Raw genomic sequence first — 12,699 nt, 5'->3', positions numbered from 1 at the left:
CGCTGGACCCCGAGATGATCAAAGAGGTGCTCGACACCATGATCGAACTGGCCGAGGAAGGCATGACCATGCTGTGTGTGACGCATGAGATGGGCTTTGCCCGTCAGGTCGCCAACCGCGTGATTTTCATGGATGCCGGTCAGATCGTGGAGCAGAACGAACCCGAAGAGTTCTTCAACAACCCGCAGTCAGAGCGCACCAAGCTGTTCCTCAGCCAGATCCTCGGGCATTAAACAGCGACCGGGGCGAGCTCCGGCCTTCGAACATTCAGGAAAAGGCGGGGTTACCCCCGCCTTTTCTTATTTCGACAATTCGCGCGGGATAACGAAATCCAACACTTCACCGGTTTTCCATGACACGTCGGACCATCTTCCAACATCGAACTGAATGATTGTCGTGGCGCATGTCGGGTAGTCAAAAAACCGCATGTGATCTGGTGGCTGTCGCACGATCCGACCTGCAAACTCGGCGATACCGGGATTATGGGACAACACTAAAACCACACTGCCTTTAGCGGTGGTCAGAGTGCGAAAAATCTGTCCCGGATCAGGATGATACAGATCGCGGGTGAATGTGACCTCTGAAGTCTCCAGTTCCATCTGTCGCCATGTTTCGTAAGTACGCAACGATGTGGAGCTTAGGACCTCGTCCGGGGTCCATCCCTTTTCCGCCAGCCATGTCCCGACAGCTTTGGCAGATACCCTCCCTCGCTTGTTCAGCGGTCGGTCGTGGTCATCCAGCATGGGATTGCCCCAGCTGGATTTTGCGTGTCGGGTCAGAACAAGGATACGGGTCATATCGGATGAAATGCCTTCATATGATGGGCCGACTGTTCGGGGTTACGGGCGGCACCGGCGCTGACCGGACATGCCAGTCGTGCGGCGCAGCCGTCGCTCATGCAGGATTGTCCTGCGGGCGTGTCCAGAAAGCTGTGGCAGGCGTCCAGATCGTAAAATCCATCGGTACTTAAAGCGCCGACAGGGCAGGCTGTGCTGCAAGGCGCCCCGCAGTTGATACAAGGCGAAGAGCCATTTGCATCGGGAATTTTCATTTCCCGCTCAAAATGCAGCGCCCCACGATAGGAGATCAGCATTCCCACGGTGTCATGAACCATCGCGCCGACAGGGCTTTGGAAAGCACGCCCCGATTTCAATGCCCAGTCAATAAACGGCGTATAAGGGGGGCCGCCGAAAGGAAAATAGGCCCGGGCACCCAGAGTTTCTGACATCTGGCCGATGACACGCAAAGACCACCTGTCGACCGGATCCGGCGACCCGTCCAGCCACTCAGGTGAAGCATTGAGCACTGACCAGAACCCCTCCCCTGCGCCCAGTAAAATCAGCGTACCGCCTTTCAGTTGGCTGGCTCGGCTCTTATCGGGATGCTGGGCTCCCATGACGATCAGACCGGCCTTCTGCGCGGCCATTTCGACGGAATCATAGGTCACTTGCGCTGAAAAGGCAGCGCGAGGCTCCACCCCAGCCGCGTTGGACGGTCGTCCTGCCATTCTAACCCCACTGTCATCTTGTCGTGCCCTTCACCGGGCTGCGCTACATATGTGCCCATCATCCGGTCCCAGATGGACAATGCAAAGCCATAGTTGCTGTCATGCTCCTTTCTCAGAACTGAATGGTGGACCCGATGCATATCCGGCGTCACCAGAACTCTACGTAACACCGCGTCGAGGGCCAGCGGGATTTTGATGTTCGAATGATTAAACAAAGCTGTTCCATTAAGAAGAACTTCAAAGATTACGACAGCCAATGCGGCTGGCCCCATCGCATAAACCAGCCCGATCTTCAAAAACATCGACAGCGCGATTTCGACCGGATGGAACCGGACCGCTGTTGTCACGTCCATATCTCTGTCCGCGTGATGAACCCGATGCAACCGCCAAAGAAGCGGCACCTTGTGAGTGATCAAATGCTGCGCCCAGATCGCGAAATCAAGTATCAGGACTGACAACAGAATCTCGATCCAGATCGGCCAGCCCAAAATGTTGAACAGCCCCCATCCGTTCCGGGAGGCGTCCAATGCCGCTCCGACGGCCAAAAGGGGCAGCCCAATAGCCATGACTCGCAAAAGCAGGGTGTTCAAAAGGGTAATTGACAGGTTTGTCAGCCAGCGGTTCCAGCGCGCGACCTCTCGGGCACGGCGCGGAACTAGCGCTTCGCCTATGGCAAACGCAACGAAAAGCCCCAGGAAAATTCCCAGGCGGATGAAAGCCTCCTGCTCCATGCATTCACGATTGACTATGTAAAGTCGCAGCGCAAGCCCAGCGCGCCGGATTGCTGTCAGTCCGGACGGATAAGCGAGCCCGCGCCATGCTCGGTATACAGTTCCAGCAGCACCGCGTTTGGAACCCGCCCGTCCAGTATGACCACGGCTCTGACACCGCTGTGCAAGGCATCCAGTGCTGTTTCTGTCTTGGGGATCATGCCGCCTGCAATTGTCCCCTCGCGGGTCATTTCCCTGATCTGACCGGCCTTCAGTTCGGTCACGACTTCACCGGCAGCGTTCTTGACGCCGGAAACGTCCGTCAGCAGCAGCAGGCGATCGGCCTTGAGTGCGGCCGCGATTGCACCGGCGGCTGTGTCGCCGTTCACGTTGAACGTCTCACCGTCCCGACCTGTTCCCAGCGGAGCGATCACCGGAATCACGTCATGCGCGAACAGATCATTCAGCAGTTTGGGGTTCATTTCGGACGGTGATCCGACAAAGCCCAGCGACGGATCAGTCTGGTCGCATGTCATCAGGTTTGCGTCCTTGCCGGACAGTCCAACCGCGACGCCGCCCTGCGCGTTGATGGCCTGCACGATCCGCTTGTTGACCAGACCGGACAAGACCATCTCGACCACTTCCACAGTTGCCTGATCGGTCACACGCTTGCCGTTCACAAACTCTGACTGGATATCCAGCTTGTCCAGCATCGCGTTGATCATCGGGCCGCCGCCATGAACGATCACCGGATTCACGCCTACATGGCGCATCAGCACCACATCGCGGGCAAAGCTCTCCATCGCTTCATCGCTGCCCATGGCATGCCCGCCCAGCTTGATGACCACAATGGCCCCGTCATATCGCTGAAGATAGGGCAGCGCGCTGTTCAAGGTGGCGGCGGTGGCGATCCAATCCCGGTTCATGTCTCGTGTCTTCATAGCTTGGGTCCCTTTGACCAACGGTGTTAGGACCTTTGAGCGGGGCTGCCAAGTGCGAACAGCGCTTTCGTGGTCGGGCGGCAAACGCCCGGCTATTCCAGATGCGCGATAATCGAACGCAGAGTGGGAATACCGTCGCCTTTTTCGGAAGAGGTCAGCACGATTTCCGGAAAGGCCGCCGGGTGTTTTGACAACGCAGCGCGCACCTGCTCCAAAACCTTATCGCGATCCTTCGCCTTGACCTTGTCAGCCTTGGTCAAAACACACTGAAAAGTCACGGCGCTGCTGTCGAGAAGCTTCATGATTTCATCATCAACGGGTTTCACCCCGTGCCGTGCGTCAATCAAGACAAAAGCACGTCGCAGAGTCTGGCGCCCGCTGAGATACTGCTTGAGCAGTTTTTGCCACTTCTCAACCACTTTGACCGGCGCATTGGCATACCCATAGCCCGGCAGGTCCACCAGATACAGCTCGGGACCTTGGGTGAAAAAGTTGATCTCTTGCGTTCGACCCGGCGTGTTTGACGCCCGCGCCAACCCCTTTGTGCCAGTCAGGGCATTGATCAGGCTGGACTTGCCGACGTTGGATCGTCCGGCAAAACAGACCTCCAGCCGATCAGGTGCCGGCAGACCGGACATCGCAACCACACCTTTGACGAATTCGGATTCCCCGGCAAACAGCTTGCGCCCCGTTTCAAGCGCCGTCTGGTCAGGATCCTCAGCAAGTGAAAACGGCAATGACGTCATAGCGGTGTAACCTTGTCGCCAACGCGGATTGCACCGCCTTGTTTAACCTCGGCGCGAACCGTGAAATCCTGATGTCCCCAAGTGCCCAGAGCGCCCAGCGTATCAGCATCCCGAACGCCGGTATCAGGGTTAGCAGTAGTTGCGGCACAGCGATCCGTCCGCTCGCGGACATGAAAAACCGCCTCGCCGATCTGCACGTCGCCGCCCAGCCAGTCGAACTCTTCCCAAACCGGCAGGCCATCAAACCAGATGTTCCCCCGCCATCTGTGAATGGATAGATCACGGCCCAGTTTCTGCTCGACCGCACGGTGCGAAGCCATGTTGCAAAGCGTGATCGACGGAAAATCGCTGTCTGTCATACCGCGCCCTGGTACGCGAATGATCCGCGCCGAAGCAGCCCGGTCAGCAGGCATCAACGGGTCGACCCAGTCCAGAAAAACCTGAACATCCCTGTCCGGATCAAAGATCAGGTCGGGGCGTTTTGGATGGCTCAGCGTGACTTGCCCGCCGTTCAGCTGCGCGGTCACTGCCATCAGCTCCGGAGCTTTGGAAACCCGGCTGAAGTTTCCGCAATTCACCCACTCGGTTCCGTCCGCCCGCGACATCTCATGCGCCACGGCCCAAACGCGATCCCCGGGCATGGTTTGCCCGGGGTTCACAATCACCTCCTCCAGAGCCTCGCGGCCATGGCTTTTGATGGGGTGCCGCCAGAGGCTGGTGACCGTGCCGCTCATTTGTCGTCCGTCTTGGGCGTTCGCTTGAAGCCGGATTTGATATTTCCGAACACGTCCGGCGTATAGCCCTGACTACGCATGATCAGATACTGCTGGGTGAATGTGATCGTGTTGTTCGCGATCCAGTAGACAACCAGCCCGCTGGCGAAACCGCCCAGCATGAACATGAACACCCACGGCATCCAGGCAAAGATCATGGCCTGGGTTGCATCCGTTGGTGCCGGATTCAGCTTTTGCTGCAGCCACATCGAAATCCCCAGCAGCAGCGGCAGGATACCGATGAAGATCAGCGCCATCAGCGAGTCCGGTTGCGGTCCGGCCCACGGCAGCAAACCAAACAGGTTCATGATCGAGGTCGGATCCGGCGCGCTGAGGTCCTGGAACGGTCCGAACCAGGGCGCCTGACGCAGTTCGATCGTGACAAATATCACCTTATACAGCGAGAAGAAGATCGGAATCTGCATCAGGATCGGCAAACAACCGGCGGCCGGGTTCACCTTTTCCTTTTTGTACAGCTCCATCATGCCCTGCTGCATCTTCTGGCGGTCATCACCCGCGGCCTCTTTCAGGGCCTCCATCTGCGGCTGCAACTCCTTCATCTTCGCCATCGAGACATAGGATTTGAACGCCAGAGGGAACAGGATCGCCTTGATGATCAGGGTCAGGCCGATGATCGACCAGCCCATGTTGCCAATCAGCTGGTTCAGGTTGTGCAGCAGCCAGAAGATCGGCTTGGTCAGGAAAAAGAACCAGCCCCAGTCGATGCTGTCGATGAATTTCTGCACTCCGTCTGCCTGATACTCGCGAATGGCTTCCCATTCCTTGGCACCGGCAAACAGACGGGTCGTAACCTCTGCTGTCTCACCCGGCGCTACTGTCAGCGTCGGCAGAACGGTTTCGGTCTGATAAATCTTGCGGCGGTCGTCGAATTTCGCAGCCGCCTTAAAGGCAGAACCGGATTCAGGGATCAACGTGGTCATCCAGTAGTGGTCGGTAAATCCGATCCAACCGTTTTCCTTGACCTGAAAGACCTCGGCCTGCGCACGTTCATTCGGATCAATGTCGAAATCGCGCACATCGCCATAATCGATTTCGGTCAGTGTCCCGTCAGCCATGCCAATCACGCCCTCATGCAGAATGAAGAAGTTCTTCAGCTCGGGCAGATCAGCATCTTCGCCAATGCCGTGGCGGGCCAGAATGCCATACGGGGCCATGCCAACCTCGGCCTGAGACGTGTTTTCAACCGATTGCGTGACGGTGAACATGTAATCTTCGTCGACCGAGATGGTGCGGCGGAACAGCTGGCCCTTGCCATTGTCCCAGCTCAAGGTCACGGGGCTGTCTACGCCCAATGTCTCGCCCTGTTCCACAGACCACAATGTGTTCGGTCCGGGTACTTCCGATCCGGTTACACCCGCTCCGGGGGCCCAGCCGTAAAGAGCATAATAGGCGGATTCCGAACCAACCGGCGAAAGAAGCTCCACAATCGGGGAATCCTCGGCCAATGAGACCTTGTAGTCTTTCAGCGACAGTTCATCGATCCGACCGCCGGACAGAGACAGACTACCAGTCAGGCGCGGGGTGTCGATCTGGACGCGCGGCGCTTCTGCGTCCGGTTCCGTCTCGGCAGTGACCGAGGATGCCTCGCCCAACGTGTCTGTGCCGGTGGCACTGGGTGTCTGAACCTCGTTGCCTTCCGAGGCGCTGATCACGCTATCTTCAGGGGTCGTCGTTTGCTCCGGCGGTGGGAACAGCACGAACCAAACAAGGATCACGAGAAAGCTGAGCACGGTTGCAAGGATGAGATTCTTGTTCTGATCGTCCATCTGGGACAGCCACCTTGAGCATTGAAAGACACCGGTGGGTTCAACAGAGTGCAGGCCCAAAGGTCAAGCAGAATCGCCCCCAAAATGTACGGACCGAGCGTTCAGTTGTTTCTTCTTTGAATGTGTCAGCCCATTTTGCGCCCAATTTCAGGGGTTTTGGCCAGTTTTGCCTGATATGCCACGATCCAGCCACTTGTTTGATCGAACGGCATCGGTTTGCCGATTCCAAAACCTTGAACGTGTCGACACCCAAGCTGACCCATCAACGCGTGTTCGCCCGGCGTTTCGACTCCTTCCGCGAGTGTTTCAAGCTTCAGCTGTTCGGCCATCGTCAATATTGCACTGATCAGCTGTTGCTGCGTGGGGTCCTGATCCGCTTTGGTGACAAAGGACCGGTCGATCTTGATCCGCGACACATCAAAACGCTTGAGGGATGCGATCGAAGCGTGTCCTGTGCCAAAATCATCCAGATCGATATAGCAGCCGATTTTGGCAAGTCCTGTCACAGTGCGCGAAATGACGTCGTCAGGCGCATAGGAGAACACAGTCTCAAGGATTTCAACAGCCAGCCGGTCCGGCGTCAGGTCGAAACGGTCAAGCTCCCATTGCAGACGTTCGGCCAGCCCCGGATCACGCAATTCTTCCGCTGAGAAATTCACACCGGCCCGAGGTATGCACAAACCAGCTCGGTCCCATGATTTCAGGGCCGAAAATACCTGATGGCGCATTGTCTGGCCAAGTTGCCCCATCAAACCTGCCTGCTCAATGAGCGGCAGAAACGTCTGCGGGCCCAATACGCCTTTTGTCGGGTGTTCCCAACGCGCCAATGCCTCGAAGCCCGTAATTCTGCCAGTGTCTGTCGACACCTGCGGCTGAAACCATGGCCGGACCTGTCCGGCGGCAAGAGCGATCTGGATTTCGTTGCACAAGTCACCCTGAACAATAGTGCGGCGGCGCGTTTCCTTCGAAAAAGCACGGATTGTAGATGGTCCGTGACTGCGGGCCTCCGACAGCGCCAGTCTCGCTGCCTCCAGCCACTCCTTTCCCGTGTGATCGGGGGCATCGCTGCTCAGGCAAAACCCAACCGAACAGGAAACATAGAGTTTCAAGCCATTCAGATTTGTAGGTTCCTCCACGGCGCTTTGCATGCGACCTGCCAGTTGGATGCAAGCCTCCAGATCAAACTTCGGCGAAGCCACGGGGCAAACTGCGATCCTGTTTCGGTCAAGCCGGGCGACCAAATCCTGATTGCGCAGAACGGACAAGAGTCTTTGACCACACTGCTCGGCCGCAAGGTCCGCGGCCGCCAAACCGTGTCGCCCTTCGATCTTTCGAAGGTCTTCGAGCTCCAGAAGGAAACAGGCGGAACTTTCCCCTGCCCCGTTGGCCTCTTTCCTGCGGCTTTCTATGGCGGGACAAAATACGTCGGCTTGCACAAGGCCATTCGTGGAAGCGGGCTGCACGGGTTGTTGCTTGCCCCAGTCTCTGAATGCGCCCGAGCCCGCAAACAGCAAAGGCAGCCCCAGCGAAACAATGACAAGAACGGGTTCGCCACCCAGCCAGAACGCAGCCAGAGCCAGGGCGGGAACAAATGCCAGAATTTGCGGCCCGGCCACAAGTGACAGGATTCGGGCCTTGATCTGGGTAATTGGTGAGTTTTTCCACATCGGTTTCAACGGCCCTCAGCCAGCGCATCGCACGCACTGGTCAACCTTAGGAAACCAATATGAGTCGGTCGTTAACGCAACCGGGGAATTTCGTCCGAATTTTCGCTTATTTTTTCGGGACTGAGTGTCAGGCCCTGAAAATCGAACAGTTTCTCATCCAGCAGATGCGATGGGCGGGCATTGGTCAAAGCGCGGAACATGACCTGGCGGCGGCCCGGAGAGTTCTTTTCCCACTGATCCAAAATCTGTTTGACCTGTTGCCGCTGCAGACCATCCTGACTGCCGCACAAATCACACGGAATGATGGGGTAGTTCATCGAGGTGGCGAATTTCTCGCAATCGGCCTCGGCGACATGGGCCAGAGGGCGATAGACGAACAGGTCGCCTTCTTCATTCACCAGTTTGGGCGGCATGGTCGCCAGACGGCCACCGTGGAAAAGGTTCATGAAAAACGTCTCAAGGATGTCGTCGCGGTGATGTCCCAGAACCACCGCCGAACAGCCTTCTTCTCGGGCGATCCGATACAGGTTGCCACGACGCAGGCGCGAACACAGGGCGCAATAAGTGCGCCCTTGAGGAACCTTATCCATAACGACCGAATAAGTATCCTGATATTCAATCCGGTGCGGTACACCCATCCTCTCTAGAAACTCGGGCAAGACGGTCGCGGGAAATCCCGGCTGACCCTGATCCAGATTGCAGGCCAGCAGCTCGACCGGCAGCAGACCGCGCCACTGCAACTCGTGCAGGACCGCCAGCAGGGTATAGCTGTCCTTGCCGCCGGACAGGCAAACAAGCCATCTGGCGCCGCGTTCGACCATGCCATACTGGTCGATCGCTTCGCGGGTCTGACGCACGATGCGTTTGCGCAGTTTCTTGAACTCGGTGGTCGAGGGCGCGCCTGCAAAGAGCGGATGGATATCGTCGGCTTCGTCGAACATGGCCCGCCTCTACAGCAGTTGTCTTTAACGGGCAAGAGTGCCGCGCCGGGGGTTTCTAGGCCACCAGCCGATCAAGAATTGCCTGCGTGTTCAGACCAGAGACTGCGCCGGGCACCCGCCCACTATCGCCCGCGATGCGGGTTGCAATAAAGCCGTCGGCAATCGCGCCGGGCGCATGGCGCAGCAGCAGCGAACCTGTCAGCAACAGGGCCGTGCGTTCGGCAAACCACCGCGCTTCGGCTTCAGGCGGCAGGGTGGGCCAGCGTGCCTGATGTGCCTTCAGCGCCTCGTCGAACCGGTGGTCGACGCCCAATCCTGCAGCCAGTTCGGCATGCAATACATCCGCGGCCAGCGGCTCGCGTGCAAGGCTGCGCAGGATGTCCAGACAGATCACGTTGCCCGACCCCTCCCAGATACCGTTAAGCGGGGCCTCGCGATAAAGCAGGGGCATGGGCGTATCCTCGACGTAACCCATGCCGCCCAGCACTTCCATCGCTTCGACGGTGACAGTGGGACACCGCTTGTTGGCGAGGAACTTGGCCAACGCGACGCCGATACGTGCGAAGGCATTCTCCTCGGCTGTGTTTTCGTCAAACGCCTGCGCGATACGCAGCCCCAGAGTCAGCGCACCTTCCCAGTCCAGCGTCAGGTCGGCCAGAACCGAACGCATCAGCGGCTGATCGATCAAACGCCGTTGAAAGGCGCTACGGTGGCTGACCCAGTGATGTGCCTCGACCAGTGCGGCGCGCATCAGGCCGGCGGGGGCCATCGCTGTATCGAGACGAGTGTGATGCACCATTTCGATGATGGTGCGTACGCCCGCTCCTTCATCGCCCAGCTGGAAGGCCAGCGCGTCGTGGAACTCTACCTCGGACGAGGCGTTCGATTTGTTCCCAAGCTTGTCTTTCAGCCGCATGAGATGAATGGCGTTGCGTTCACCGTCCAGCCAGCGGGGCAATAGAAAACAGGTCAACCCGCCCGGTGCCTGCGCCAGTGTCAGAAACCCGTCGGACATCGGGGCCGAGCAAAACCATTTATGCCCTTTCAGCCGCCAGTGCTCACCGTCCCGTACAGCCACGGTCGTATTGGCCCGCACATCCGAGCCGCCCTGCTTTTCCGTCATTGCCATGCCCAGCGTGGCGCTGGATTTGTTGGCTATGGGTCTGACCGTAGGGTCATAAGATCGTGCGGTAAGTTTGGGTCGCCAGATCGCGGAAACCTGATCGCTGGCGGCAAGAGCGGGTACTGACGCGTATGTCATCGTCAGCGGGCAGCAATGTCCGGGCTCGACCTGACTGGCCATGTAAACCATGGCGGCATGGGTCACGTGTCCGCCCGGCTGACCGTCCCACGCGACAGACGCATATCCGGCAGATTGGCTGGTCTGCATGACCTTGTGGTACGATGGGTGAAACCGCACCTCATCCAGACGGCGGCCCCCAGCGTCAAACAGCCGGAGTTCCGGTGGGTGCCGGTTGGCGTCCCGACCGGCCTCGCGCAAGTCTGTCTGGCCCAGTGTCTGACCGTAGCTTTCCAGAGGTTCGATACGCCCACCGGTACGCGCGACGCCCTCACGAAGAGCGGGGTCCGACGTCCAGAGATTACCGTTGCCCCGCTCTGGCGGCTGGTTGTGAACGTCGTGGGTTGGCAGGCTGTGACGGGCGGCTGATTTCATTGAGACCTCGGGAATTGTTGCCTCAGGTTTTCAGAGGGCTGCCGCGCTGGTCAAGTTTGACGGCCCGTCACGCGCCGCATCAGTGCCGGTCTTGGGGATCGTCGTTGTTGTCAGGCCCCGGTACCGGGTCATACCCGTCGCCGCCCCATGGGTGGCATCGCCCGATGCGTCTGGCCGCAAGCCAGGACCCTTTGAACGCGCCGTGTTTTTCCAGCGCCTCAAGCGCATAGGCCGAACAGGTCGGCTGGTATCGGCAATTAAATCCAACCCACGGGCTGAAAAGTAACCGGTAAGCCCGCACGGGAATGGCCAGGATATGTGCCAGAATGGTCATTTTCGCTTGTCGTGCAATTTGCGCAGCGCAAATCTCAGATCGCCCAGCAACTGGTCATAGGGTCGGGATGCGGTTGCTTCGGCTTTTCCGATCAATACGTAATCCCAGCCGTCATGCCCCAGAACCGGCAGGACCGCACGGGCAGCCTCACGCAGCCTGCGTTTGGCGCGATTGCGCGCCACCGCATTGCCCACCTTCTTTGAACAGGTGAACCCAACCCGAATGCCAGATGCCTCGTCGGGCGCGCGCCTGCGGGCCTGCACCATCATCGAGGCCGTCCCCTGCCGACGTGCTCGCGCAGCCTTCAGGAAATCGGACCGGTTCTTCAATATGGTCAGGGTTTCGGATGCGCAAACGGACGCCGCCGGGGGCGTATCCCCGGGTTGGTCAGTACCATCCACAGGGGCCTCCGGCGGCGTCATTTTCGTCAGAACGTCAGTCGGTGGCGGCTTACGCGCTCAGCGACTTGCGGCCGCGTGCGCGACGTGCGTTCAGAATCTTGCGGCCAGCCTTGGTGGCCATGCGCGCGCGGAAACCGTGGCGGCGTTTGCGAACCAGGTTCGAAGGCTGATAGGTGCGTTTCATCGCTCCGTCTCCAATCTCTTGCGGTCGGGTTCGGCGCGGATTCGCCTGCCCGTGGTGTTCGAAGTCCGTCCTCTACTGGCAAGCGCGCAGTAAGTCAAACCCTCTGAGCCCGCTTTTCGGTGTCTTTTGCAACAAAAACCGCCTGCTTGCCCGGCAAAGGTTTCAAAACCGTGTTTTGTGGCTGCAAACACTCACATTTTTGACCGGACACTTCAAGGCGACGTGAAGTATCTGTTGCTTGCTGCAGCATGGGCGCATGTTGGTGAACAGAATGAATCGACAAAAGCCGAATGATCAGATGAGCAACACGACTCACATGCCCCGCCGCAGGCTGGCCCGTCACGTACCGCTGTTGGCAATTATTGCTGCCGCCCTGATCGGCTTCTTTACGCTTGGCGATTATCTGACATTCGAAACCCTGCGCGATAATCGCGAGGCGCTTCTGGCATGGCGTGACGCTAATTATTGGTCGATGGCCGCCGCCTTCATTGCCGTATATATCGTGATCGTCGCGTTCTCGCTGCCGGGGGCGGCGGTCGCATCCATGACCGGTGGGTTTCTGTTTGGATTGTTCGCAGGCACTGTGTTCAATGTATTTGCCGCTACCGTCGGGGCGTCTGCCATATTTCTGGCCGCGCGCTGGGGGCTGGGTGAGGCATTGACTGCAAGGTTGGAAGCATCTGAAGGCACGATAAAGAAGCTTAAGAATGGACTAAGAGAGAACGAAATCTCCGTCCTGTTCCTGCTTAGGCTTGTGCCGGTGGTGCCGTTCTTTGTCGCCAATCTGGTTCCGGCGCTGGTTGGCGTGAAGTTCCGCAATTTCCTGCTGACGACTGCGCTGGGCATCATCCCTGGTGGTATCGTCTATACTTGGATCGGCGTCGGACTTGGCGGTGTTTTCGATCGCGGCGAGACACCGGATGTTTCGCTTTTGTGGGAACCGTTTATCATCGGGCCGATCCTGGGGCTGTGTGCGCTGGCCGCCCTGCCTATCCTTATCAAGACCTTGCGCGGCCGGAAGGAAACCTGACCC

Annotated in this window: 15 protein-coding genes and 1 pseudogene; 2 read left to right on the top strand and 14 right to left on the bottom strand. The window is 58.4% G+C overall.

All coding sequences use genetic code 11. The annotated features are described in order from the left end of the window. A pseudogene (locus ACR0D6_RS10650) lies at nt 1-233 on the top strand (amino acid ABC transporter ATP-binding protein); the annotation flags it as partial. 66 nt (nt 234-299) lie between these two features. On the opposite strand, the gene ACR0D6_RS10645 reads toward ACR0D6_RS10650, so the two are convergent. From ACR0D6_RS10645 to ACR0D6_RS10580, 14 genes are all read right to left on the bottom strand, one after another. Beyond that, nucleotides 300-797: a SixA phosphatase family protein gene (locus ACR0D6_RS10645; protein WP_480765469.1), complete on the bottom strand. Its 498-nt coding sequence runs from the start codon at nt 795-797 to the stop codon at nt 300-302. Beyond that, complete coding sequence (locus tag ACR0D6_RS10640) at nt 794-1,447, bottom strand: ferredoxin (protein ID WP_480765468.1); 654 nt, start codon at nt 1,445-1,447, stop codon at nt 794-796. Before ACR0D6_RS10640 ends, ACR0D6_RS10645 begins: the two co-directional genes overlap by 4 nt. Then, nucleotides 1,444-2,238 (bottom strand): sterol desaturase family protein, encoded by a 795-nt coding sequence (locus ACR0D6_RS10635; protein ID WP_480765467.1) that lies wholly within the window; start codon nt 2,236-2,238, stop codon nt 1,444-1,446. The genes ACR0D6_RS10640 and ACR0D6_RS10635 overlap by 4 nt, the downstream gene beginning before the upstream one ends. Before the next feature lie 56 nt (nt 2,239-2,294). After that, complete coding sequence (gene argB / locus ACR0D6_RS10630; RefSeq protein WP_480765466.1) at nt 2,295-3,158, bottom strand: acetylglutamate kinase; 864 nt, start codon at nt 3,156-3,158, stop codon at nt 2,295-2,297. A 92-nt stretch (nt 3,159-3,250) separates the two neighbouring features. Next, complete coding sequence (gene yihA / locus ACR0D6_RS10625) at nt 3,251-3,904, bottom strand: ribosome biogenesis GTP-binding protein YihA/YsxC (RefSeq protein ID WP_480765465.1); 654 nt, start codon at nt 3,902-3,904, stop codon at nt 3,251-3,253. After that, nucleotides 3,901-4,638 carry an MOSC domain-containing protein gene (locus ACR0D6_RS10620; protein ID WP_480765464.1) on the bottom strand — a complete coding sequence of 246 codons (738 nt, stop codon included), beginning with the start codon at nt 4,636-4,638 and terminating at the stop codon, nt 3,901-3,903. The genes yihA and ACR0D6_RS10620 overlap by 4 nt, the downstream gene beginning before the upstream one ends. Beyond that, a complete protein-coding gene (gene yidC, locus ACR0D6_RS10615) occupies nt 4,635-6,464 on the bottom strand; it encodes a membrane protein insertase YidC (protein ID WP_480450593.1) in 1,830 nt (609 codons plus the stop codon). The genes ACR0D6_RS10620 and yidC overlap by 4 nt, the downstream gene beginning before the upstream one ends. A 125-nt stretch (nt 6,465-6,589) precedes the next feature. Continuing rightward, nucleotides 6,590-8,131, bottom strand: a complete 1,542-nt coding sequence (locus tag ACR0D6_RS10610) for a putative bifunctional diguanylate cyclase/phosphodiesterase (protein ID WP_480765476.1) — start codon at nt 8,129-8,131, stop codon at nt 6,590-6,592. A gap of 71 nt (nt 8,132-8,202) precedes the next feature. After that, nucleotides 8,203-9,072, bottom strand: coding sequence for a tRNA 2-thiocytidine(32) synthetase TtcA (gene ttcA, locus ACR0D6_RS10605; RefSeq protein WP_480765463.1), 870 nt, complete (start codon nt 9,070-9,072; stop codon nt 8,203-8,205). 55 nt (nt 9,073-9,127) lie between these two features. Next, the gene (locus ACR0D6_RS10600) at nt 9,128-10,747 is read right to left on the bottom strand and encodes an acyl-CoA dehydrogenase family protein (protein ID WP_480765462.1); all 1,620 of its coding nucleotides are present in this window, start codon (nt 10,745-10,747) and stop codon (nt 9,128-9,130) included. A gap of 79 nt (nt 10,748-10,826) precedes the next feature. Next, on the bottom strand, nt 10,827-11,081 hold the full coding sequence (gene yidD, locus ACR0D6_RS10595; RefSeq protein ID WP_480765461.1) for a membrane protein insertion efficiency factor YidD: 255 nt from the start codon (nt 11,079-11,081) through the stop codon (nt 10,827-10,829). Then, nucleotides 11,078-11,503: a ribonuclease P protein component gene (rnpA, locus tag ACR0D6_RS10590; RefSeq protein WP_480765460.1), complete on the bottom strand. Its 426-nt coding sequence runs from the start codon at nt 11,501-11,503 to the stop codon at nt 11,078-11,080. Before rnpA ends, yidD begins: the two co-directional genes overlap by 4 nt. 28 nt (nt 11,504-11,531) lie before the next feature. Further along, nucleotides 11,532-11,666: a 50S ribosomal protein L34 gene (gene rpmH, locus ACR0D6_RS10585; protein ID WP_005980833.1), complete on the bottom strand. Its 135-nt coding sequence runs from the start codon at nt 11,664-11,666 to the stop codon at nt 11,532-11,534. Between the two features lie 94 nt (nt 11,667-11,760). Beyond that, on the bottom strand, nt 11,761-11,916 hold the full coding sequence (locus tag ACR0D6_RS10580; RefSeq protein WP_170657282.1) for a hypothetical protein: 156 nt from the start codon (nt 11,914-11,916) through the stop codon (nt 11,761-11,763). Between the two features lie 21 nt (nt 11,917-11,937). Here ACR0D6_RS10580 and ACR0D6_RS10575 point away from each other — a divergent pair, with 21 nt between their 5' ends. After that, the gene (locus ACR0D6_RS10575; RefSeq protein WP_480765459.1) at nt 11,938-12,696 is read left to right on the top strand and encodes a TVP38/TMEM64 family protein; all 759 of its coding nucleotides are present in this window, start codon (nt 11,938-11,940) and stop codon (nt 12,694-12,696) included. The last annotated feature ends 3 nt before the right edge of the window (nt 12,697-12,699 follow it).

It is taken from the genome of Ruegeria sp. BJ6 (assembly GCF_056537885.1).
The sequence above is the reverse complement of the archived record's forward strand: the minus strand, read 5'-3'. Positions and strand labels throughout refer to the sequence as shown.